Origin of the sequence: Phaeobacter sp. QD34_24, assembly GCF_028890115.1 — a bacterium.
Taxonomy (GTDB): domain Bacteria; phylum Pseudomonadota; class Alphaproteobacteria; order Rhodobacterales; family Rhodobacteraceae; genus Phycobacter.
In genome coordinates this window covers 142,585-166,115 of record NZ_JARCJD010000008.1, presented here as the reverse complement: position 1 = coordinate 166,115, position 23,531 = coordinate 142,585, and the positions used below count along the sequence as shown (strand labels likewise).

At 62.9% G+C, this 23,531-nt stretch carries 22 protein-coding genes; 13 read left to right on the top strand and 9 right to left on the bottom strand.

Features of this window, described 5'->3' with window-relative positions; all coding sequences use genetic code 11:
- Positions 1-50: 50 nt before the first annotated feature.
- The 3 genes from PXK07_RS08850 to PXK07_RS08840 form a co-directional block, all read right to left on the bottom strand.
- Positions 51-476 carry a hypothetical protein gene (locus tag PXK07_RS08850; RefSeq protein ID WP_274847861.1) on the bottom strand — a complete coding sequence of 142 codons (426 nt, stop codon included), beginning with the start codon at positions 474-476 and terminating at the stop codon, positions 51-53.
- A gap of 9 nt (positions 477-485) precedes the next feature.
- Positions 486-926 carry a hypothetical protein gene (locus tag PXK07_RS08845; RefSeq protein ID WP_274847860.1) on the bottom strand — a complete coding sequence of 147 codons (441 nt, stop codon included), beginning with the start codon at positions 924-926 and terminating at the stop codon, positions 486-488.
- A gap of 259 nt (positions 927-1,185) precedes the next feature.
- Positions 1,186-3,300, bottom strand: a complete 2,115-nt coding sequence (locus PXK07_RS08840; RefSeq protein ID WP_274847859.1) for a methyl-accepting chemotaxis protein — start codon at positions 3,298-3,300, stop codon at positions 1,186-1,188.
- Between the two features lie 378 nt (positions 3,301-3,678).
- Here PXK07_RS08840 and fabB point away from each other — a divergent pair, with 378 nt between their 5' ends.
- Both fabB and PXK07_RS08830 read left to right on the top strand, forming a co-directional pair.
- Positions 3,679-4,908, top strand: coding sequence for a beta-ketoacyl-ACP synthase I (gene fabB / locus PXK07_RS08835; RefSeq protein WP_274847858.1), 1,230 nt, complete (start codon positions 3,679-3,681; stop codon positions 4,906-4,908).
- Between the two features lie 7 nt (positions 4,909-4,915).
- A complete protein-coding gene (locus tag PXK07_RS08830; protein WP_274847857.1) occupies positions 4,916-5,707 on the top strand; it encodes an enoyl-ACP reductase FabI in 792 nt (263 codons plus the stop codon).
- 77 nt (positions 5,708-5,784) lie between these two features.
- Here the strand turns inward: PXK07_RS08830 and PXK07_RS08825 are convergent, their stop codons facing one another.
- From PXK07_RS08825 to PXK07_RS08815, 3 genes are all read right to left on the bottom strand, one after another.
- On the bottom strand, positions 5,785-6,414 hold the full coding sequence (locus PXK07_RS08825; protein WP_274847856.1) for a hypothetical protein: 630 nt from the start codon (positions 6,412-6,414) through the stop codon (positions 5,785-5,787).
- 50 nt (positions 6,415-6,464) lie between these two features.
- Complete coding sequence (locus tag PXK07_RS08820) at positions 6,465-7,529, bottom strand: NAD(P)H-dependent flavin oxidoreductase (RefSeq protein ID WP_274847855.1); 1,065 nt, start codon at positions 7,527-7,529, stop codon at positions 6,465-6,467.
- Positions 7,530-7,937: 408 nt separating this feature from the next.
- Complete coding sequence (locus tag PXK07_RS08815) at positions 7,938-8,366, bottom strand: FKBP-type peptidyl-prolyl cis-trans isomerase (RefSeq protein ID WP_274847854.1); 429 nt, start codon at positions 8,364-8,366, stop codon at positions 7,938-7,940.
- A gap of 206 nt (positions 8,367-8,572) precedes the next feature.
- Between PXK07_RS08815 and PXK07_RS08810 the strand changes: the two genes are divergently transcribed.
- The 10 genes from PXK07_RS08810 to PXK07_RS08765 all read left to right on the top strand — a co-directional run bounded on the left by PXK07_RS08810 (position 8,573) and on the right by PXK07_RS08765 (position 18,259).
- Positions 8,573-9,259 (top strand): haloacid dehalogenase type II, encoded by a 687-nt coding sequence (locus PXK07_RS08810; protein WP_274847853.1) that lies wholly within the window; start codon positions 8,573-8,575, stop codon positions 9,257-9,259.
- A gap of 33 nt (positions 9,260-9,292) precedes the next feature.
- Positions 9,293-10,129: an alpha/beta fold hydrolase gene (locus tag PXK07_RS08805; protein WP_274847852.1), complete on the top strand. Its 837-nt coding sequence runs from the start codon at positions 9,293-9,295 to the stop codon at positions 10,127-10,129.
- Entirely contained in the window at positions 10,126-11,103 is a 978-nt protein-coding gene (locus PXK07_RS08800; protein WP_274847851.1) for a threonine ammonia-lyase, read from the top strand. The genes PXK07_RS08805 and PXK07_RS08800 overlap by 4 nt, the downstream gene beginning before the upstream one ends.
- 88 nt (positions 11,104-11,191) lie before the next feature.
- Positions 11,192-11,983, top strand: coding sequence for a 3-oxoadipate enol-lactonase (pcaD, locus tag PXK07_RS08795; RefSeq protein WP_274847850.1), 792 nt, complete (start codon positions 11,192-11,194; stop codon positions 11,981-11,983).
- Positions 11,976-12,686, top strand: a complete 711-nt coding sequence (locus PXK07_RS08790) for an alpha/beta fold hydrolase (protein ID WP_274847849.1) — start codon at positions 11,976-11,978, stop codon at positions 12,684-12,686. The genes pcaD and PXK07_RS08790 overlap by 8 nt, the downstream gene beginning before the upstream one ends.
- 1 nt (position 12,687) lies before the next feature.
- On the top strand, positions 12,688-14,028 hold the full coding sequence (locus tag PXK07_RS08785) for a lyase family protein (RefSeq protein ID WP_274847847.1): 1,341 nt from the start codon (positions 12,688-12,690) through the stop codon (positions 14,026-14,028).
- A 90-nt stretch (positions 14,029-14,118) separates the two neighbouring features.
- Positions 14,119-15,336: a TCR/Tet family MFS transporter gene (locus PXK07_RS08780; RefSeq protein ID WP_274847846.1), complete on the top strand. Its 1,218-nt coding sequence runs from the start codon at positions 14,119-14,121 to the stop codon at positions 15,334-15,336.
- 118 nt (positions 15,337-15,454) lie between these two features.
- A complete protein-coding gene (locus PXK07_RS08775) occupies positions 15,455-16,549 on the top strand; it encodes a Zn-dependent alcohol dehydrogenase (protein WP_274847845.1) in 1,095 nt (364 codons plus the stop codon).
- Between the two features lie 45 nt (positions 16,550-16,594).
- Entirely contained in the window at positions 16,595-17,827 is a 1,233-nt protein-coding gene (locus PXK07_RS08770; RefSeq protein ID WP_274847844.1) for a mandelate racemase/muconate lactonizing enzyme family protein, read from the top strand.
- Positions 17,828-17,974: 147 nt separating this feature from the next.
- A complete protein-coding gene (locus tag PXK07_RS08765) occupies positions 17,975-18,259 on the top strand; it encodes an ArsR/SmtB family transcription factor (RefSeq protein ID WP_274847867.1) in 285 nt (94 codons plus the stop codon).
- A 231-nt stretch (positions 18,260-18,490) separates the two neighbouring features.
- On the opposite strand, the gene PXK07_RS08760 is transcribed toward PXK07_RS08765, so the two are convergent.
- Positions 18,491-19,339 (bottom strand): fumarylacetoacetate hydrolase family protein, encoded by an 849-nt coding sequence (locus PXK07_RS08760; protein WP_274847842.1) that lies wholly within the window; start codon positions 19,337-19,339, stop codon positions 18,491-18,493.
- A 61-nt stretch (positions 19,340-19,400) separates the two neighbouring features.
- A complete protein-coding gene (locus PXK07_RS08755; protein ID WP_446728363.1) occupies positions 19,401-22,397 on the bottom strand; it encodes an ABC transporter transmembrane domain-containing protein in 2,997 nt (998 codons plus the stop codon).
- A 199-nt stretch (positions 22,398-22,596) separates the two neighbouring features.
- Between PXK07_RS08755 and PXK07_RS08750 the strand changes: the two genes are divergently transcribed.
- Positions 22,597-22,986, top strand: coding sequence for a DUF3307 domain-containing protein (locus PXK07_RS08750; RefSeq protein WP_274847841.1), 390 nt, complete (start codon positions 22,597-22,599; stop codon positions 22,984-22,986).
- Between the two features lie 10 nt (positions 22,987-22,996).
- Here PXK07_RS08750 and PXK07_RS08745 read toward each other — a convergent pair whose 3' ends face one another.
- Entirely contained in the window at positions 22,997-23,455 is a 459-nt protein-coding gene (locus PXK07_RS08745) for an Lrp/AsnC family transcriptional regulator (RefSeq protein WP_274847840.1), read from the bottom strand.
- Positions 23,456-23,531: the final 76 nt, after the last annotated feature.

The window sequence follows — 23,531 nt, the reverse complement described above, 5'->3', positions numbered from 1 at the left end:
AGGTGCCCAAAGGTCTTCCTGTCAGCCATCGCACTCGCAGCGCTCGTCATTTACTGGCTATGAGTCCTGACCCTAGGGGACTTAGGGGGTAGCGGGGGCTTTTTGCTTTCTGCCGACAACGCATCAGCGACCGTGGGCAGAACTCCCTCCGCCTCAAGCTTATCCAAATACGCCCTTTTCCCATCCACATCCCAAAGATCACCTAAAACAACCTTTCTATTAGCCAAATCCTCCGCGACACGAGCCAGTGCAGACAGCACCTTTTCTTCATTGTGCGTATACTCGAACTTTTTCTTTCGAACGCTGAATCCCAGCCTGTTTCTAAATGCTTCGGCTGAGAGGAGGCGGTTCATAGTGGAGCGTGGAATTGGGCGGCGTTCGGGGAGCAAATCGGCAATCGACAGCCTTTGTTCTATTTCATCAGCTACGTTGAACCCCCCGCCTTGTCCGGTTCTCTGGACAAAGTTGTTCTTCATGCGGTCGTCCTACGTAGACTGCCCGACACCGTTTTGTGATCCCGTGTGTCGCCTGAAAAGAATACTATCCAGTCTGTCACGGTCATTTTCTACATGGCAGGTCACTTTCTCAGGGAATGGGCCTACCCATTTCTTCCTAAGTTCGGAAAAGAAATCTTGGAGCTGAGTTGTCGGCGCACGCGTCGGCTCACACAGCAGTTTGAGGCAAGTGACCCGCCTATTGCCGTCGAAAACTGTGAACACTCCATTGTCGGCAGATACAAGTGGCGGCTCATAGATTGCACCTTGTTCAACGATGTCTTTGGCGAGGTTACGCATATGAGCTTCTCGCATGTTGAACAGCCAAGCAATCGCAGCTGTCTCGTTTTCCAACTCGCCATGCCTATCGTTCGCGCGATTAACGCGCAAATCATTCAAAGGTATTTCTCTCAATTGCATGATTTCACTCATATATCATGCACGTAATCATAGCAACCAGCAGAAACATAACACCGAAGGATTGCGCTGCGCGCTACTTACGCCGTTCGGCGCCCCAACCCACCTCACACTCATGCCCTGCACGATCTGATCTGGCACACGGTATCGACGCACCCTTCACACAAAACACAACGGCCTCGGGATCACCTCTATGATCCGCAAGGCCGCTGGTTGGATTGCATGCGCCAACACCCCCTCAGAGTGCAGGCCGGGGCGCGGGGCGGGGTTGGGATCAGGCCGCTTTCAAGCCCGCGTGGCCTACATCCCCGTCGCGCAGGTCGAAACGGGCGACCATCTCTTCCAGGTTTGCCGCATCGGTGCTCAACCGGTGGCTGGTCGTATTGCTCTCCTGCACCATGGCGGCGTTCTGCTGGGTGACGGTGTCCAGTTGCGACACGCCGATGTTGATCTCTCCCAGTCCGGTCGCCTGCTCCGAGGCGCCCCGGGCGATGCCCGACACCAGCTTTGAGATATCCTCCACACGGCCCACGATCGTCTCCAGCGCGCTGCCCGCCTCGTTCACCAGTTGGACGCCGCTGTCCACATGAGACGAGCTTTCCTCGATCAGAGTCTTGATCTCCAAGGCCGCATCGGAGGACCGCAGGGCCAGGCTGCGGACCTCGGCGGCGACCACGGCAAAGCCCCGGCCCGCCTCGCCGGCCCGCGCCGCCTCTACCCCGGCGTTCAGCGCCAGGAGGTTGGTCTGGAAGGCGATGTCGTCGATCACCGAGATGATCTGCGCAATCTGGCCCGAAGACTGTTCGATCGAAGCCATGGCATCGACCGCCTTTTTCACCACCGCGCCGCTGGCCGTGGCATCGCGCCCGGCTTCTGCCGTGGTGGCCTCGGCGTTGCGCGCCCCTTCCGCTGCCGCCCGCACGCTGCCGGTCAACTCCTCCAGCGCCGCGGCGGTTTCCTCCAGGGTGGCCGCCTGGCCTTCGGTCCGGTGGGACAGGTCGTCAGATCCGCTGCGGATCTCAGAGGCGCTTTGCAGGATCCGCCGGGCGGCGTCACGGATGTGGGACAGCGTGTCATTCAATTTCTGCGCCGTCGTATTGAAGTCATGGCGCAGACCTTCGTATTCGCCCGGGAAGGCTTGCGCGAATTCGACGGTGAGATCGCCTTTTGACAGCCGCTCCAATCCGCTGCGCAATTCCGTCACAACAATGTCCTGCTGCTCTTTCAGAGTCAGCTGCTCATTTTCCAGCTCCTCCGCGTTCCGCCGCATGGCCAGGGTTTCCTGCTTGAAGTGGTAGATCGCATTGGCCATTCGGCTCAACTCGTCCTTCCCATCGATGCCTTTGATGTAGACATCGAACTCTCCACGGGTGAAGCCGTTGACAACTTCGATCAACACCTTGATCCGGCGGATCATTGTTTCGAACGCAACCACGGCGAAGGCAAGGACAAGGACACCGACAGCAGCACCGACCATCAAGAACTGATTGAACGTGGCGTTCGCGGCATCTAGTTCCGCATGCGACAATTCAACGATCCGATCGCCCAGCGCGATCTCTTCGGCACGCAACAAATCGATCCAGTCGGTCGAGATGCCGAACCATTTCGGGGCGGTCAGGTTCTGGAAATCTCCGCTTTCGTAGCCCGCAGAGATCACGTCGCGGGCAGCGCTCAACGCCTTGTAGGCTTCCTGCTGATATAGCTCGTCCAGCCAATTCGGCTCATGCAGAACATATGTCGTCTCGTTCAAGAGTTCGCGCTGTATGGCCCCAAGCGAGATATAGCGCTCGTACACCGACAATTTGAAACCGCCACCCAGGCCAGTCGCCCCCATGGCACGCTCCAGCCCGGCTCGTTCCTTGGCAAGCGCAAGGAGTGCGGTGCTTTCAAGAAGTTTGAACACGGATTTGTCGGCACTCGACGCCACCTCAGCCCGGGCCAGTTTGAGCAACACGGCTATGGTTCCGGTGTAGTAGCGGGCCATGACGGGAACCGTGGAGTCAAAACTATCGACGCGTCCGCGTTGGTCTGCGAGTTCCGCCAACAGCTCTTCAGCCTGCGCAAAGCTCTCGCTCTTGGCCGTCTTTAGGGTTGGCGTTTGCGCAAGGAAGGCTTGCAGAGCCGCTTCTGTGTCTTGTCGCTGTTTCCGTAATTCGGCTGGGAAGTTCTTTCCACCAGACGCGATGAAACCTGCAGAATAGCCGCGCTCTTTCTGAAGTTCATGTACCAGATCACTGACGATAACCCCGTCATCAACCTGAGCTGCGGTCTGGGCTGCATCCAGCATCACTGATTTGGCATTGGAGATTTCAAAGTAGATAAAAAAGCCTGCCAATGCAGCCAGCGGGGCAATAACCAACAACATGACAACACGAAGACGTAGGTTCATCACTCAATCCCTTTATCCATTTCGATTGCAGAGCGGACTTGCGTTGTTGAGAAGGGTAAAATGGCCGGATTGAAGAAGCGTTTATGGCAGAGAGTTCAGCGGGTTATGCACAATATTAAGTCAATATCGCCCGGCGCGCCCATTTATTCGGCGAAATCATAAAGCCTACGCAATTCCCGCATAAAGATAGAGTAATTTTCCCGCCCTGCGCGATTGGCGGCGACTGCACCCACCCCGCGGCTGTTACCCGGTTCGCATCCAGGGCGAGGCCGTATTCACTGATTCTCGCGCCACGGCAGCCTTTGCCCCAAGCCAACCCATCTTGCACCCATGCCCTGCACAGCCTAGTAAGGCACAAGGTATCAAGGGAGTGCATCTATGCGTCGCGTTGTCGTCACCGGTCTGGGGATCGTCTCCTCGATCGGCAACACTGCCGAAGAGGTTCTTGCCTCGCTCAAAGCCGGAAAATCCGGCATCGTCGCCAGCCCCGAGATGGCCGAGCACGGCTTTCGCAGCCAGGTGGCCGGCACGCTGAAGATCGATGTCGCCGAACACGTCGACAAGCGCACCCTGCGGTTCATGGGGCCTGGTGCAGCCTATGCCCATATCGCCATGAGCCAGGCCATCGCCGATGCGGGCCTCACCGAGGATCAGATCGTCAACGAGCGCACCGGTCTGGTGGCTGGTTCTGGCGGCCCCTCGACCTCGGCCATGCTGACGGCACATCAGACCGTGCTGAAAACCGGCGCAACCAAGCGGATCGGGCCCTTTGCGGTGCCGAAATGCATGTCCTCGACGATTTCGGCGAACCTTGCCACCGCCTTCAAGATCAAGGGGATCAACTATTCGATCACCTCGGCCTGCTCCACCTCGCTGCATTGCATTGGCAACGCGGCCGAGCAGATCATGATGGGCAAGCAGGACGTGATGTTCGCAGGCGGCGGCGAGGAACTGGACTGGACCCTCTCCTGCCTGTTCGACGCCATGGGCGCCATGTCCTCGAAGTACAACGACACCCCTGAAAAGGCCTCCCGCGCCTTTGACCAGAACCGCGACGGTTTTGTGATTTCCGGCGGCGGCGGCATCGTGGTGCTGGAGGATCTCGATCACGCGCTGGCACGCGGCGCCAAGATCTATGCCGAGGTGACGGGTTTCGCCGCCACATCCGACGGGCATGACATGGTCGCCCCGAGTGGCGAAGGCGGCGAACGCGCCATGCGCCTGGCGCTGTCGACCCTGCCCGAGGGGCGCAAAGTCTCCTATATCAACGCCCACGGCACCTCGACGCCCGTTGGTGATGTGGGAGAGGTCGAAGCCGCCCGCCGCGTCTTTGGCGCAGGCAACGTGCCGCCGATCTCCTCGACCAAGTCGATGACCGGCCACGCGCAGGGCGCTGCCGGCGCGCTGGAGGCGATCTTCTGCCTGTTGATGCTGGACAATGATTTCATCACCCCCTCGATCAACGTCGAAACTCTTGCCGAGGGGATCGACCCCAGCGAGGTTGCCACCGCTTGCGTCGAAAATGCAGGGCTGGACAGTGTGATGACAAACAGCTTTGGCTTTGGGGGCACCAATGGCTCCATGGTCCTGAGCAAGTACAAGGGATAAGCGCACCATGTCAGGACAATTGACCGGCAAACGGGGCCTGATCATGGGCGTTGCCAATGAACGCTCCATCGCCTGGGGCATTGCCAAGGCGATGGCCGATGCGGGCGCCGAGCTGGCCTTCACCTACCAGGGTGAGGCATTCGGCAAGCGGCTGGAACCGCTGGCGGCCAGCGTCGGCAGCGATTTCATGGTCGATGTGGATGTGACCGACGATGCCTCGCTCGATGCGGCTTTCGAACAGCTGGGCGCACGCTGGCCGACGATCGACTTCCTGGTCCACGCGATTGCCTATTCCGACAAATCCGAGCTGACCGGGCGCTTCATCAATACCAGCCGCGCGAACTTCAAGAACTCGCTGGATATCTCGGCCTATTCCTTCATCGAGGTGGCGCGCCGCGCCTATCCGATGATGAAGGAAAGCGGCGGCACCCTGCTGACGCTGACCTATGGCGGCTCCAACCGGGTGACGCCGAACTACAACGTCATGGGCGTCGCCAAGGCCGCACTGGAAAGCGCGACGCGCTATCTCGCCGATGACCTTGGCCCCGATGGCATCCGTGTCAACGCGATCTCTCCCGGCCCGATGAAGACGCTGGCAGGCGCGGCCATTGGCGGGGCGCGCAAGACCTACAAGCACACCGAGCAGAACGCCCCGATGCGATCAAACGCAACGCTCGAGGCAGTGGGCGGCACGGCTGTCTACCTGGCCTCGGATGCAGGCGCCTATACCACCGGTGAAATCATCCGCGTTGATGGCGGCTTCCATGTCTTGGGCATGCCGCAGCAGGAAAACCTCTAGGGCTGCAGTGCCAGACGAGCAGGATTATGGGCGCCTCAGCAGGGCGCCCTTTTCTTTTGCGGCGCTCAATCGTCAGATCAAGCCTGACCCTGCCCCGTATCCGCTGTCGTATCCTGATCCTGTTCCTGTTCCTGCACCTGTCGGCGAGAGCGGGCAAGGCTCGCCTCGAACCTCTCGCCATCTCCGAATTCGGAGAACTCGGCATAACGCGCATGCGCGCCTTCGACCCGCGCCGCATGTTTGATCGGGCACCAATAGGCCTCTGTCCGGCTGGCGACCTCGCGCACCCAGGCAATGACCCCGTTGCAATAGCCGCAGTAGACACAGTTCAGCTTCTGTACCCAGTTGAGATAGGCCAGGTGGTGGCGATCCAGCCGGATGTAGTCGCCCTGTGGCACCTTCGGGATGCCATAGACCGGGAAACACACCGCCTGGTAGAGGGTCACGAATAGATGCAGCAGCGCGAAGGGCAGGATCAGGCTGTAGATCACCGGCGCCGTCAGCAGCACCATGGGGCGGGTGTAGGCCAGAAACCGCAACCAGCGCACCCGCAGTTCGCGATGGCGACGACGGGCCTCTTCCTCCCAGACGATGCGACCGTTTTCCAGCCGGTACTGGAAGGCTGCGCGTTTCTCGGCGATTTCCTGTTCCAGCTCATCCTGAAGGGTGCGCATGCGCGCCAGAAGATCGTCCATTCGCGTGCTCATGTCGTCATCTCCTCCCCATCGCGCGGATTGCCCCCGCAGGCGTTGCAGGCCTAGGCCATGGCCGCCTGTAACTCGGCTCTGAGCATCTGCATGATCTGCCCTGCCGAACCGGATCGCGCACGCGGAGCGCCCTGACCTGCCCATTGAGCGCCGAATTCAGACACCCCAGCGGATTTGGCGGCAGCATTCAAGGCCTTTCCCGCATCATAGGCGATCGGATAGTCGGGGATCTCGCTCGCCCCGCGCTCTGCCGCCCAGGCCGTGAACCCGTTGGCCAGGCAGCGCGCGGGCCGACCGGAGATGGCAGCCGTCATCGTGGTTTCCTCTGCCGCCTTTGACTGCAGGGCCGCGCGATAACCCGCATCTGCCAGGCTTTCGTCACTGTCGATGAAGGCGGTTCCAAGCTGCGCCGCCGCAGCCCCAAGACGCAGCGCCCTGGCAATATCTGCCCCCTCCATCAGCCCACCTGCGGTGACAACCGGCAGGTCCAGTTCGGCCAGCAAGGCCTCTGTCAGCTCATAGGCCCCAAGCCGCGCATCTTCTGCCTCAGGGTCAAAGAGGCCACGATGGCCGCCCGCCTCCCAGCCCTGTGCCACCACCGCATCGATGCCTGCATCCTGAATGGCGCGCCCTTCCGCCACGGACGTCGCCGTCGCCATCAGGAAAATCCCGGCCTCTTTCAAATCCGCGATCACCGTGCGGGCAGGCAGACCGAAGTGGAAACTGACAACCGCGGGGCACTCCTCCAGCAGCATCTGCTGCATCGCACCATCCACGACAAAGCTGGTATAGATCTCACCCAGATCCGCAGGGGGCACCGCATTGAAACGCGCAAAGAGCGGCGACAGCGCCTGCAGCCAGGCCGCTTCGCGCACCGGATCCGGCCGGGCGGGACGATGGCAGAAGAGATTGACGTTGTAAGGACGGTCCGTCAGCGCACGCGTCTGACGGATCATGTTGCGGGCCTGTTCCACGCCGGAGGCACCAACCCCCAAAGCACCCAAACCGCCTGCAGTGCTGACGCTTGCCGCCATGGCCGGAGAACTGACCCCCGCCATCGGCGCCTGAAAGATCGGAACCTCCAGCCCCAGTCTGTCAACCAGATCCACAGCCACCTTGCCTTCCCTCCCTGACCCCAAACCCCGGAGCCAGAGAAACCACAGTTTCCCTGCGATGCAAGTAGGAAACCGAAGCAGCCCCTCCCGCCCGTCGCGAAACCATCAGAGATGGATCCGCTCCCGTTGGGCCCGGCAGCGCGCCCTGCGCGCTGCCCCACTGGCCAAGATTGGGATTGCCAAAACCGGGTCAAGGGCGGCGCAGCCGCCGCACCAAAGGTGCGGCTTGCCCTTGAGGCGGTCTTGGCAGGAAACACACTTCTAGTGGCGCCGAAGGGGCATATCGCCCCTTTGGTGCCTCTCAGCGGGCACCTGTGCCGCGCAGCGGCGCCATGCCCAACGGAAATGGATGGATCTTTGATCCGGCCGTTTCGGACGGGAGCACGCCCGCCATTATTTGCTGATCGGTCAGTTGATCGACACCAACTCGATATCGAAAATCAGATCCTGGCCTGCCAGGGGATGGTTGGCATCCAGCGTCACCGTCGCCTCATCCGCTTCGACTACCGTTACCGGCAGGATCTGCCCTTCCGGCGTCTGCATCTGCAGCTGGGTGCCCGGCTCCAGCGGAATGTCATCGGGGATACCCTCCCGCGGGATCGCCTGGCGCGCGTCCGGGTTGGAGGGGCCATAGGCGTCCTCGCAAGCGATCTCCAGCACCTTCTTGTCGCCAGCCACCATGCCCGGCAACCCGGCATCCATCCCGGCAATCACATGACCGGCGCCCACCGTGAATTCCAGCGGATCGCGCCCGTCCGAGCTGTCGAAGACGGTGCCATCCGTCAATCTGCCCGTGTAGTGGATGCGCACGGTATCGCCGTTCTTTACCTCGGTCATGAGACCTCCAGTTCCTGCTTGCTTGTGAAGGGGCCGAGCCTACAGGCTCAGCCCGTGATGTAAACCCGCAGGTCACAGCCCTCCTCGTAGCTGTTACGCCACTCCATGACAGCTCCTGCACATCGCTGACATGATTGTGACCCATACAAGTTCGCACTTTCTCTCCGGCTTCTTCCTGTGACAGTGTTGCCGCAACGGAGGACCCAATGCCCATCACAACCTGTGTATTCGATGCCTATGGCACCCTATTCGATGTCGCCGCTGCCGCGCGCCAGGCGGCAAGCGAACCCGACTTCCCGCAGCTTGCCGACAAATGGGCCGAACTGGCCAACCACTGGCGCCTGAAGCAGCTGCAATACACCTGGCTACGGGCCATAACAGGCGCCCATACGGATTTCTGGGAAGTGACGCAAAACGGTCTGGACTGGGCGCTGGAGGCCGTGGGCCTTGCCGGAGATGCCCCCCTGCGCGAACGCCTCCTGGCGCTCTACTGGGAGCTTCAGGCTTATCCCGAGGTGCCCCAGATGCTCACCCAGCTGAAAGAGGCCGGTTTCAACACCGCGATCCTCTCCAACGGATCGCCCGGCATGCTGGAGGGCTGCGTGCAATCGGCCGGGGTGGGCGCGGTTCTGGACGACGTGCTGTCGGTCGAAAGCGTCGGCGTCTTCAAACCCCACTCCAGCGTCTACGATCTGGTCGGCAAACGGTTTTCCTGTGCGCCTTCCGAGGTGCTGTTTGTCTCCTCCAACGGCTGGGATGCCGCAGCGGCCACGGGATACGGGTTCGAGACCGCCTGGGTCAACCGCGTGGGCGAGCCGATGGACCGCCTGCCCTGGACCCCGAAACATGTCCTCAGCGACCTGACCACGATCCCGGACATCGCCAAGGGCTGATCTTCCGCGCCTCCAAAGGAGCACGTCACACAGATGCCGCACTTCAAAACCTCAGACGGGCTGTCGCTCCACTTCACCGATACCGGGCAGGCGGGTGCCCTGCCTCTGGTCTGCCTGCCCGGCCTCACCCGCGACGGGCAGGATTTTCGCTATTTCGCGCCTCATGCCGCGCGTTACCGGATGATCACGCTGGATGCGCGCGGTCGCGGGCGGTCGGAGCATGACCCGGACATCGCCAATTACAACGTCATGCGCGAAGCGCAGGATGTGACCGAGCTGATGGATCACCTGAGCCTGGAACAGGCGGCGATCCTCGGCACCTCGCGCGGCGGGATGGTGGCCATGGTGCTGGCCGCCACCGCCAAGGACCGCCTATTGGCCGTGGTGCTGAACGATGTCGGGCCCGAGATCCCGCAGGATGGCATTGCCCGCATCATGGAATACGTCGGCCGCCGCCCCGCCGCCAAGACGCACGACAAGGCCGCCGAAACGCTGGCCGCCCTGATGGCACCCGCCTTTCCCGATGTGCCGCCCGCCCGCTGGCGCGAAGATGTAGCGGTCTTTTACGACGAAACGCCGGATGGCCTTTCCTTGCGCTATGACCCCCACCTGCGCGATGCGCTGCTGGCGCAAGCCCAGGCGGGCCCGCTCCCCGATCTATGGCCGCTGTTCATGGCGCTGGACGGGTTGCCCTGCGGGGTGATCCGGGGCGCGAACTCGGACGTGCTGAGCCATGCGACCTATCTCGAGATGCAGCGCCGCCTGCCGTCATTGAAGGCGGTGGAGCTGGACAATCGCGGCCATGTGCCCTTTCTCGATGAACCCGCTGCCCTCACCCTTATTCATTCCCTATTGGACCAGATTTCATGACCTCCATTGCCATGATAGAAGCCGCCGCCGCGCGGCTGAAGGGCCACGCCCGCAAGACGCCGCTGCTGTCCTCCCCCTTCCTGGACGAGATCGCGGGACGTCGCCTGCTGGTAAAGCCCGAGTGCCTGCAACACACCGGATCCTTCAAGTTTCGCGGCGGCTGGGCGGCGCTGTCGGCGATGGAGGAGGAAGCCCGCAAACGCGGCGTGATCGCCTATTCCAGTGGCAACCATGCCCAAGGCGTCGCTGCGGCGGCAAAGGCCCATGGCGCACCCGCGGTGATCATCATGCCCGCCGATGCGCCGCAGCTGAAGATCGACAATACCCGCGCGCTGGGGGCCGAGGTGGTCCTTTATGATCGGGTCGGCGGCGAAAGCCGCGAAGAGATCGGCACCCACTACGCCCAGACGCGCAGCCTAACGTTGATCAAACCCTATGATGAGCCTCAGGTGATCGCCGGTCAGGGCACGGTCGGGCTTGAGATCGCCGAGCAGGCCGCCGCAGAGGGCGTCACCTCGGGCGATGTGTTGGTCTGTTGCGGTGGCGGCGGCCTCACCGGCGGGGTCGCCCTGGCGCTGGAGGCCCGCGCGCCGGGTCTGCGAGTGCGCCCTGCCGAACCCGAAGGCTTTGATGATGTGGCCCGGTCGCTGGCCAGTGGGCAAATCGAAAGCAATCCTGCCACCTCCGGGTCGATCTGCGATGCGATCCTGACCCCCGCGCCAGGGGAGATCACCTTCCCGATCCTGTCCCGCCTTTGCGGCCCCGGCATTATCATCACCGAGGACGAAGCCCTGCAGGCCATGGCGCTGGCCTTCCTGCGACTGAAGATCGTGGTGGAGCCAGGCGGTGCCGCGGCCCTTGCGGCGGCGCTGTTTCATGGGGATGAGATCGAAGGCGACGCGGTGATCGCCGTGGCCACGGGCGGCAACGTGGATCCGGCCATGTTCTCCCGCGCGCTGGACAAACTCGCCTGAGGCACGCGCCCCTGCGACCGGGCCTCTGCTTTACCTTCCCTTGCCTTCGCGGATATGGTGCGCCGGATACGTGACGGGGAGAGATATCATGCAAATCGCGGATCTGGGCGATGTCCAGTTGCACTACCGTGTCGACGGTGACCCGAATGGCGCACCCATCGTTTTTGCCAACTCATTGGGCACCGACCTCAGGGTCTGGGACGCGGTGGTCGAACGCCTGCCTGCGGGCCTGAAGGTGATCCGCTATGACAAGCGGGGCCATGGTCTGTCCACCGTGCCCCCTGCCCCCTATTCCATGGGCGCACTGGTGCGCGATGCCGAGCGGCTCCTGGATCTGCTGGAAGTCCGCGACTGCGTCTTCGTGGGTCTCTCCATCGGTGGCATGATTGCGCAAGGCCTGGCTGTGAAACGGCTCGATCAGGTGCGCGCGCTGGTGCTGTCGAACACCGCCGCCAAGATCGGCACCGCCGAGATGTGGCAGGAGCGGATCAAGGCGGTCGAGGAACAGGGCATCGAGGCGCTGGCGGACAACGTCATGGAGCGCTGGTTCGGCAAGGACTTCCGTGCAACGCCCGAACTGACCCTCTGGCGCAACATGCTGGTGCAGCAATCGCGCGCGGGCTACGCGGGCTGCTGCGCCGCCATTGCGGGCACCGATTTCTACACCCCCACCAGTGGCTTGCGCCTGCCCTGCCTTGGCTTTGCCGGGGCCGAGGATGGCTCCACCCCGCCGGATCTGGTGCGCGAAACCGTCGATCTGATCCCTGGCTCGCAGTTCCACCTGATCCGCCGCGCGGGCCACATCCCTTGCGTCGAGAAACCCGATGAATACACCGAACGGCTGACAAGCTTCCTCAAGGAGATCGGACACATTGGCTGACTTTCTGCTGATCCACGGATCCTGCCATGGCGCCTGGTGCTGGCGCGACCTTATCCCCGCGCTGGAGGCGCGCGGACACACCGCCCGCGCCATCGACCTGCCCGGCCACAACGATGGGCGCGACCTGACCAGCGTCACGCTGGAGGAAACCGCCGAGGCGATCCTGATGGCGGCCGGGGCGGAGACCATCGTGCTGGGTCATTCCTGGGCCGGCTTCCCGATCTCCGCCGCCGCCGAAAAGGACCCCAGCCGCCTGCGCGCGCTGATCTACCTCTGTGCCTATGTTCCGATCTCGGGCCTGTCGATGATCGACATGCGCAAGCGCGGACCGCGCCAGACCCTGGCCCATGCGGTGATCAAGGACGAGGACAGCAACAGCTACACAATCGACCCCGCCGAGGTGCCGCGCCTGTTCTACCATGACTGCCCGGACGAAGCGGTGGCTTTCGCGCTGCAACACCTTTGCCCGCAAGCGATCCGCCCGCAGGACACGCCGCTGACCCTTGGCGCCAACTGGGACGTCACCCCCAAGGCCTATATCCGCTGCGCGGGTGACCAGACCATTCCGCCGGAGTACCAGGCCGATATGGTGAAGGACTGGCCTGCGGAGCGCGTCCACGTGATGGAGACTTCCCACTCTCCCTTCTTCGCCGCGCCGGATGATCTGGCGGATCTACTCACCCAGATCGAAAAGGATCTCTGACATGGCCGGATCGGTTTTCGACAGCCAGCTTTATGGCGATCTCTTCCCGGCGGGCGATGTGGGTCGCCTGTTCAGCGACAGCGCAGAAATCCGCGCCATGCTTCTGGTCGAGGGCGCCTTGGCCAAGGCACAAGGCGCCGCAGGCGTGATCCCCGAGATCAGCGCCGCCGCCATCCAGCGTGCCACCATGGAGGTGGCCCTCGACCCTGGCGCCCTGCGCAAGGCCACGGGTCAGAACGGCGTGCCGGTGCCCGCGCTGGTCGCCGCGCTGCGTGGCGAGATGAACGCTCCGGAACATGCGCAATATGTCCATTGGGGTGCCACCTCGCAGGACATCATGGACACAGGGTTGATGCTGCGCCTGCGCCAGGCCCTCGCCGCGATTGAGGCCGATCTGAAGTCCGTTCTTGGCGCGTTGGCAGCACTCGCCCGCGCCCATGCCGAACTGCCGATGCCCGCCCGCACTTATGGACAGCACGCCACCCCCACCAGTTTCGGCGCCGTGGTCGCCGCCTGGGGCGCGCCGCTGATCGCACTGCTGGAAGAACTGCCCGCTCTGCGCCGGTCCTGCCTTCTGGTCTCCCTTTCGGGCGCGGCCGGAACCGCCGGAGCACTGGGAGCAAAAGCGCCAGAGGTGCGCGCGGCCCTCGCCGAGGGGCTGTCCCTGGGCGATCCCGAACGCAGCTGGCACACCGATCGCAGCCCGGTGACGCGCATTGCCGACTGGATGGTGCGGGTGAACATCGCTCTGGGCAAGATGGGCGAGGATTGCATCGCGCTGGTGCAGACCGGCATCCAGGAGATCCGCCTTGGCGGTGCCGGCGCCTCCTCCACCATGCCGCAGAAACAGAACCCGGTCGCGCCCTCGGCGCTGGTGGCACTGGCGCGGCAGGGATCGGGGCTGGTGTCGGTGCTGCACGGCGCCGCCATGCAGCAGCATCAGCGCGATGGCGCCGCCTGGTTCACCGAATGGATGTGCCTGCCGCAGATCGTGCTGGGCGCCGCAAGTGCTGCCACCACGGCAAAGGCGCTTGCTGCCGGGATCACCCCCAACGCGGATGCCATGGCCGCAGCCCTGGACAGCGGGCTCGACATGATCCACGCCGAGGCGCTGAGCTTTGCCCTGACCGAGACCCTGCCCCGCCCCGAGGCACAGGCGGCCGTGAAACGGCTCTGCCTTGAGGCCAACGAGAGCGCGACGCCCCTTGGCACACTGGCGGCACGGGACTTCCCCGACCTGGACACCAAGGCGCTGTTCGATCCGGCCCGGCAACTGGGCCATGCCCCGGCGGAAGCCTTGCGTTTTGCCGAAAAAGCCGCCGAAGTCGGCCGCACGGACTAACCGGCCAGGGGACAGTGACATGCGGCGCGGGACAGAGGATTTGGCAACAGGCTTGCCCCGCCCGATGACAGATGCGGCGGGTGGCTTCTGATGCGCCTGCCGCTGGTCTTTGTGCTGACCACGGTGATGATCGACGCCATGGGCATCGGTCTCATCATGCCGATCATGCCCAGCCTGATCGTCGAGGTGCAGGGCGGCTCGCTGGCCGATGCGGCGATCTGGGGCGGCATCCTCAGCACCGCCTTTGCGGTGATGCAGTTCCTGTTCAGCCCGGTTCTGGGCTCCCTTTCCGACGCGATCGGGCGGCGCCCGGTTCTGCTGGTCTCGCTGTTTGTCATGGCGCTGGACTATCTGGTGATGGCGCTGGCCGGTTCGCTCTGGCTGTTGCTGGCGGGCCGCATCGTGGGCGGCATCACCGCCGCGACCCATTCCACCGCGGGCGCCTATATCGCCGATATCTCGAAACCGCAGGAAAAGGCCGCGAATTTTGGTCTTCTGGGCGCGGCCTTTGGTGCCGGTTTTGTGCTTGGCCCGTTGGTGGGCGGCCTCTTGGGAGAGATGGGCACCCGGGCGCCATTCTATGCCGCTGCAGCGCTTGCGGCGCTGAACTTTGCCCTCGGCTGGTTCGTGATGCGCGAGACAGTCACCGACAAGACCCGCCGCGCCTTTGACTGGCGCCGAGCCAATCCCTTTGGCGCTTTTCGCGCCATGGCGCGCATTCCGGGCATCACGCCGCTTCTGTGGGTCTATTTCCTCTATTCGGTGGCGATATACGTCTATCCGGCGATCTGGTCCTATTTCACCGCCGAGCGGTTCGGCTGGCAGCCGCAGGTGATCGGCCTGTCGCTGGGGATTTACGGCATCTGCATGGCGCTGGTGCAGGGCTGGCTGCTGCGCCACAGCGTCCGCTGGGTCGGAGAGCGCGGCTCGGTCCTTTGGGGACAGGTGTTCGATTTCATCGCCTTCGGTGTGCTCGCCTTTATCGCCAGTGGTAGCCTCGCCCTGGCGCTGATCCCCATTTCCGCCCTGGGGGCATTGGTTCAACCCGCATTGCAGGGAATCATGTCCCGCCGGGTCGCGGACAATCAGCAAGGTGAGCTGCAGGGTGTGATGACGGCGGTGCACGCGCTGTCGATGATCATTTCCCCGCTGATGATGACCGCAACCTTTGCCCATTTCACGCGCGAGGGCGCTGCGATCTACATGCCCGGCGCGCCCTTCCTGGTGGCGCTGGTGCTGATGATCGCCGGATGTGTTGTCTTTCTGCGCACCACCCGTTCCGAGACACTGGGCAATTCCGCCGGGTAAAGCAATTCCGCTACGTAAAACTGTCTTCCACATTACGATTTGACAATTTCCCACTTGCAGCATGGTCCAGACCACGCCACCGTGCGGCAAACGCGCCTGGCAACCGGGAGAAACAGCCATGCAAACCATCAAAGCCGCCGTCTGTCGTGAATTCGGTCAACCGCTCGTCATCGAAGACATCCAGATCGCCGACCCGCGCATGGGCGAAGTCGAGGTGACCCTGGATGCGGTCGCGATCTGCCACAGCGACATCTCCTATGCCGAAGGCGCCTGGGGCGGGCACCTGCCGGCCGTCTATGGCCACGAGGCAGCAGGCACCATCACTAAGGTCGGCGTCGGCGTGAACGGCTTTGCGGCAGGCGACAGCGTTGTCGTCACCCTGATCCGCTCCTGCGGCACCTGCCCCAGCTGCGCGGGCGGCAAGCCGACGATCTGCGAAACCCCCTATGATGGGGTGAAGAACGGCCCGCTGACCACCGCCGACGGCGGCCCGCTGGAACAGGCCATGGCCTGCGGCGCCTTTGCCGAAAAGGTTGTGGTGGATCAGCGCCAGATCGTGAAAATCCCGGAAACCATGGCCAAGGATGTCGCTTCGCTGATCTCCTGCGGTGTGATCACCGGCGTGGGCGCTGCCGTCAATGCCGCGGGTCTGCGGGCCGGGCAGGATGTCGTCGTGATCGGCGCGGGCGGCGTCGGTCTCAACGCCATCCAGGGCGCGCGTATCGCCGGTGCCCGCCGCATCGTTGCTGTCGACATGAGCGAGGAAAAGCTGGAGGTTGCCAAGGAATTCGGCGCCACCCATGGCGTTCTCGGCACCGAGAAATCGCCCTGGCGCGCCTCCTACAAGGCGCTGGGTGGGCGGGGCGCCGATGCGGTTCTGGTCACCGTGGGCGCCATTCCCGCCTATGAGCAAGCGGTGCGTTACCTGGGCCGGGGCGGCAAGGCGGTGATGATCGGCATGCCCCATTCCGGCGCCAAGGCGGAATATGAACCCGTCGTCATGGCCGCCATCGGTCAGGGGCTTGTCGGCTCCAAGATGGGAGATGTCGTGATCCAGCGCGATATTCCCTGGATGATCGATCTTTATCAACAGGGGCGCCTGAAGCTGGACGAACTGATCTCCGGTCGCTGGAGCCTTGATCAGATCAACGAGGCGATTGCCGACACCAAGACCGGCTCGGCGCGGCGCAACGTGATCCTGTTCAACCGTTAAGAGGCTGTCCGCAGCCGATAGACCGCCATCCGCAAGGAGACGCCGATGAAGCTGCAGGACCTCGACATCATCGTGACCGCCCCGCCCGCACCGGGATGGGGCGGGCGCTACTGGATCCTGGTGAAAGTGACCACCGACACCGGCATCACCGGCTGGGGCGAATGCTACGCGGCCTCGGTCGGACCCGAGGCCATGACCCACGTGATCCGCGATGTCTTTGCGCGCCACATGGAGGGGGAGAACCCCGAAAACATCGAGCTGATGTTCCGCCGCGCCTATTCCTCCGGCTTTACCCAGCGGCCCGACCTGACGGTGATGGGCGCCTTTTCGGGGCTTGAGATCGCCTGCTGGGATATCCTCGGCAAGCACCGCGACCGCCCGGTGCATGCGCTCATTGGCGGGCGGATGAATGATCGCATCCGCGCCTATACCTATCTCTATCCACTGCCCCAGCACGAGATCTCCGCCTTCTGGGTCTCGCCCGAGATGGCCGCCGAAAGTGCGGCCGAAATGGTCCGCCAAGGCTACACGGCAGTGAAATTCGACCCCGCCGGCCCCTATACGCTGCGCGGCGGCCACATGCCTGCGATGAGTGACATCAGCCAGTCCGTTGCCTTCTGCGAGGCCATCCGCGAAGCGGTCGGGGATCGCGCCGATCTTCTATTCGGCACCCACGGGCAGTTCACCACGGCCGGCGCCATCCGCCTGGGTCAGGCCATCGCCCCCTACCAGCCCCTGTGGTTCGAAGAGCCGGTCCCCCCAGATTCCGTAGGCCAGATGGCGCGCGTCGCCTCGGGACAACCCGTGCCGGTCGCCACCGGCGAGAGGCTGACCACCAAGGCCGAGTTCGCTCCGATCCTGCGGGAAGGGGCTGCCAGCATCCTGCAACCGGCGCTGGGGCGCGTCGGCGGCATCTGGGAGGCCAAGAAGATCGCCGCCATGGCCGAGGTCTATAACGCGCAGATGGCGCCGCATCTGTATGCAGGCCCGGTGGAATGGGCAGCGAACATTCATCTGGCGGCCTCGATCCCCAATATCCTGATGGCTGAAAGCATCGAAACGCCCTTCCATGACGCGCTGATCAAGGGCGCCATCCGGGTCGAGGAGGGCTTTATCACCCCGCCCGAGGCCCCCGGTCTTGGCATCGAGGTGGACGAGGCTCTTGCCCGCGCACATCCGTTTACGGGCGACGATCTGCACCTCAACATGCAGGAGGCCCCCTGCGATTATGTGAACGGCAATGCCTTTGCCGGAGGCGCACCTCCGCTGACAGAGTGAGACCAATGGCCGCGTGACTTGTGCTGCCGGGGCAATCTGGTGCAGTATGTGGCGCAAGATTTATCCCTCTTGCAAGCTCCACCGCAGGATTCTGGACACGTGACGATTCAAACCCCTGATACGATTTCCCCGGATGCGCCCGTCGACATGGCGCAGCGCGCGACCGAGGCGGCTGCCTTCCTCAAGACCCTGGCGCATGAGGGGCGGCTGATGATCCTGTGCCATCTTGGCACCGGAGAGAAATCTGTCGGCGAATTGGAGGCGCTGCTGGGGATGCGGCAAGCAGCTGTAAGTCAGATGCTGGCCCGTCTGCGCGACGAAGGTCTGGTGGCAACCCGCCGTGAGGGAAAGACGATCTTTTACTCGCTGAAAGACCGCAACACCGAAGAGGTCATCTCTCTCCTCTACCGCCAGTTCTGCGGCCCGGCCTAGATCCAGCCAATCCCTTGTTGATCCGGACTTGGCCCGGCGGTCAGCTCCGGCCCTATGCAGGTGGGGGCGCTCCCGCGCCTGTCCGGTCCTTTGCCTACGGCAAATCCCCGAAAGCAGCCTTGGGCGTGGCGCGGCTTCGCCGCGCCACGCCCAACCGGCAAGGGGTATTCTTTGAATGCCCCGAGACGGGCGGGAGAGCCCCGCCCGCCGTTTGAGTGGCGTCACTGTGAATCAGCTATCGCTGCGCACGCTCTGACGCTGACGGCCCAGACCTTCGATCTCCAGCTCCATCACATCGCCGGGCTTGAGGTAGACGGGATCGGGCTTGATCCCCATGCCGACGCCCGGCGGTGTGCCAGTGGCAATCACATCGCCCGGGTGCAGGGTCATCAGCTGACTGAGGTGGGAAATGATCTCGGCCACGGAGAAGATCATCTTGCCGGTGGTGCCCGTCTGCATGCGCTTTCCGTTCACATCGCAGCTGAGCGCAAGGTTCTGCGGATCGGCCACCTCGTCCCGGGTCACCAGCCAGGGGCCGATGGGGCCAAAGGTGTCGCAGCTCTTGCCCTTGGTCCACTGGCCGGTCAGCTTGATCTGGAAATCCCGCTCGGAAACATCGTTGACCACGCAATAGCCCGCCACGTGATCCAGCGCCTCTTCCTCGCTGACGTATTTCGCGGTCTTGCCGATCACCACGCCCAGTTCGACCTCCCAATCGCCCGCAACCGAGCCGCGCGGCAGCACCACGTCGTCATTGGCGCCGACAATGGCCGAGGTCGCCTTCATGAACAGGATCGGATGCTCGGGGATTGCCATGCCCGCCTCTTCGGCGTGGTCGGAGTAATTGAGCCCGATGCAGAGAAACTTGCCCACATCGCCAACACAGGGAGCGATATCCACGTCCCCCTCGACCGCGGGCAAAGAGGCCGGGTCCAGCGCCGCAAGCCGCGCCAGTTCCGTGTCCCCCAACATGGCGCCGGTGATATCCGCCACCTGCCCCGACAGATCACGTACCACGCCATCCGCATCCATCATGCCCGGGCGCACCTCTGTGCCCACCCGGTATCGCAACAGTTTCATACCTGTTTCTCCCCCATTCCATCTGTGAGTGTTCTCTCGCTGCTCTATCAGCTTTGGCAACCTAGCTCGACACGTAACCCGCCACCACCTGCAGCAATTTGAAGGCGGTCGCCGCATCGTTCTCCACCACCGCGAGGAATTCCTCCTCGCCGATGCGCAGGCAGGTGAGGTTGGTCTCTGCCACCATGCTGAGCGCCCGCGGTTCCTTGCGGATAAGTCCCAACTCCCCAACAAGACGCCCCGGGCCAACCCTGGCGATCAACCGGTCCTGCTGCCCCTCCTGTGGCAGGAACAAGCCTGCTTCGCCTTCGGTGATCATATAGGCGCCATCGCTGGCATCATCGTCCTTCAGGAAGACCACATCGCCCGCCTTGGCCTCATACCAGCGCGCCCCGAATGCCAGCAGTCGCAATTGCCTCCGATTGAGGCTCGAGAACAGTTCGGATTGCTCCAGGGCGCGCAGCTTGCGCGCCAGATCCTGGCTCGCCGCACTGTCTGTCACGGCCGCCTCCTGCATCTGATCGGTGACCAATCGCCCCTGGCGCAGCTGGTAGTAGACATCAAAAACCTCGGAGCGCTCAAAATCGCTGTCGAGATAAACCAGCGTCGTCTGTGGCAGCAACCTGCGCAGGTTCTTGTGGACCGACACGCGAGTCTCCAGGTCATAGCTGGCGAGCGCGGAATCCATGATCAGGATATCCGGCCGCTTGATCGTGGCACGGGCAAAGGCCAAGGGTTCCGCAAAACTGGCAGGCAGCCCCTGACCGCCCAGCGCGACGGGGAGATCGAAGATCAGTTCGACCACCATGTCGCGGGCGCCATTCTCGACCAGAACATCCGAAACCAGCTTGCGCAGCTCATCCCCGCGAGCGCCGGAACTGTCGGAGATCTTGCCGAACAGGGCGTTTTCCAGAACCGTCAGGCCGGGAGCAATGGCATCAGGAGCCAAGGGAACAAAGATATCCTCCAGCGTCTCCAGCAATTCCCCGGCATGGCTGCGGCGGAACTCCAGGATGCGCTCTTTCATGGCGTCGCTGAAGGCAGGCCCGATCTGCTCGGCCGAGATGCTGAAGGGAACGATCAGCATCTGCGCCAGCTCGTCACGCTCCAGCGCATGCGCACCCTTGCTGCGGGTCTTGTCGACCAGCGACAGGGCCGCTTCATAGGCAGAGGGCTCCAACCCCAGCTTGCGGAACAGCGGATGGCCGGTGCCATCGATCCCGAAGATCTGGCGCAGCATATCGACGACATCCTGCGTCAGAACCACCAGGTCCCGGTCCAGCCGCAGCTCCTGCAAACGGTCCAGGAAGTTCACATGCCGCTTCAGCACCTGTTCGGTGATCGGCTCGCGCAGGGTGGCATAGAGCAAGTTTTCAGCCACCGGCAGCGCCGGGTTGTAGGCATCGGGACGGAAGATATGTGCCTGAATCGCCAGCCCCGCCGCCTCCACCGCCGCCTGCACCTTGGGGCGCAGGGCAATCAGGCTTGCGCTCAGCCGGGGATGGGCACGGCTGTCGAACTTCTGATCCATGCCGCGCCTAAACAGCGCCGTATCCGTGCCGATACCGGCCACCAGCTGCACCCACCAATCGCGCAGTTCCTCCTCGGTGGAAAATCCCGCAAGGGACGGATCCAGCCAGGCCGCATCGTAGGGATCGGAACTGTTACCCGCCCGCAGGGCGGCATTGAACTGTAGCATGTCCCGCGCTTCGCCCTGCGGACGCTGGCGCATCGGCATCATCACGTTATCCCCGAAGGAACCCCGGAACAGCACCGGCCGCGAGGTCGCATGACCGATGCGCGAGGCAACGATGGCCTGATGCATGTTGCGCAGGTCATGCCCCGCAACGGTGACACTGCCCGAAGCCGGCAAAACCTCGCGCGTCAGCAGTTCGGCAAGGGCGCGGCGGTCCTCTTCGGAGGGGGCGGCAATGCCGATGACCTGCCCCGCCGGTAGGGTTGCGCTCAGATCCTCCAGCACCAGATTGCCATCGGCATCGCGCACGCTGACCTGGTTCAGGGCGATGTCCCCTTCAAGGCGCGGGATTTCCTCCGGCTCTCCGGTCATCAGCGCCTCATCCACCATGCCCGCAGGCGCGAAACGCTCCAGGATCACCTCCCAGCGCAGAGACATGTCCTGGGTCTGGTTGTAATAGTCCAGCAGTTCCTTCCAAGGCGAGGCGATGTCCTTATAGGCCGCCAGTGCCGCCACCAGCGCCCCCAGCGAGACTTTGCCCTGCAGCACCAGGAAACCGCCCACGGCGTAGAAGAAGAAAGGCGTCAGCTGGGTGATGAAGTTGTTGAGAAACTTCATGAAGAACTTCTTCTGGTAGATATCGAAGCGGATATCGTAAAGCCGCCCCAGCCGGTCCGTGATCACCGCCATCCGGTAGCGCCAGCCACCATTGATGCGCAGGGTGGCGGCGCCGGCGGCGCTTTCCCCGATCTCTGACGCCAGCGCGCGAACCTCTTTGATGCGGTCCTTGTTCAAGAGGTTGATCCGGCGCTGCAGCATCGGGATGAGCCAGCCCTGAAGCGGGATCAGGGCAATCGCCGCCAGCCCGAACCAGAGGCTTTGCATGAACAGGAAATAGAGGATGGTCAGCATCTGCCCGGCCTGCAGCACCGGCTGGCTGACCGCATCCCCCATCAAGCCGCCCATCGGCTCGGACTCGGAGGTCACCATCGAGACCAGCTCACCCTGGCTGACCCGCTCGAAATAGGGCTGGGGAAACCGCAACACGCGGGCAATCAGCTGGTAGCGAAACCGGCGCAGCATCCGTTCGGCCAGAATGCCCTTCATGGTGTTGATGCGCATCTTCATCAACCCATGCGCCAGCACCGAAATCAGGAATGCCCCGCAGAGCAGCCACAGGAAGGTCAGCTGATCCACCGAATAGCCAAACACATCAATGATCTCGGTCTGGGCACCGATGGCATCGTTGATGATCCGCTTGGGCAATTCCAGCGTCAGATACAGCAGCGGAAACAGACAAGCCGTGACCACCAGAAGAACAAGCTGATCACGTTTGGAGTACTTCCAGATAAAGCGGAACAGGGAACGTTCTATGAGTGAGCTCCGGCTTGGCGTCTGAAATTCGATATCTTCATGCCTAGCGCGGTTTGCCCATGGCAGGCAATGGCAAGAACATCATGCGCGCCTTCAACCTGCCCTAACGGCAGCAATGGACGCGGCATTTGCCATGGCGCGAAAAACACGTAAGGTTCCGGGGTGTAAGCCACGATAGGGGATTGCCTTGCCGGACCTCGCCGGAGCGATACTGCTGCTGCTCTGCCTGATGCAGGTGAAGCATATGTTTGCGGATTTCTATCTGCAGACCCCGAAAATGCTGTCGGGACGGGGCGAGTATTTCCACGGCGGCCGCGCCCAGCATGCGGGCGTGCATGCGCTGGGGTCGGTGATCGTCTTTGTCATAATGGGCGCATCCGTGCCCTTCATTCTGACCATCTGCGCGCTGGAATGGCTGGTGCATTTCAACATCGACTACTGCAAGGCGCGCTATTCCGACAGCAAGCAGCTGACACCACAGCAAGCGGTGTTCTGGCGTGCCGTGGGCACCGATCAGGCACTGCACCAGCTCACCTATATCGCCATGGTCGCCGCCTGGGTGAAATGCGCCGCCTGACGGCAGGGTCTCAGGACATCACCGGCCTGTCCCGCTTGATCGTGCGCAAGACCACATTGGTCTGGGCACTGGCCACGGCAGGCAGTCGGAACAGGAACTCTTCCAGGAACCGGTTGTAGGCATCAAGATCGGGCGCCAGTACCCGCAGGTGATAATCGGACTGGCCGGTGGTGGCATAACACTCCTGTACCAGCGTATTCGTCTCCACCGCGCGAATGAACTGCTTCAGCTTGTCAGGGTCATGCCGCGTCAGTTGCACATGCACCATGGCATGGAACCCCAACCCCATGGCCCCCGCATTGACCACAGCGCCATAGCGTTCGATCACGCCTGCCTCTTCCAAGCTCCGCACCCGCCGCCACAGGGCGGAAGGCGACATGCCCACGGCCTCGGCCAGGTCCGCGTTCGAAATCCGGGAATCCTCCTGCAAGAGTGTCAGGATACTGCGGTCGCGATCGTCTAGCTTCATGAAATCGGTACCCCTTCTCACAATAGGTGGTATTGACGGATAAATTATCCACAAAATCATAAAATGACAGTAGATC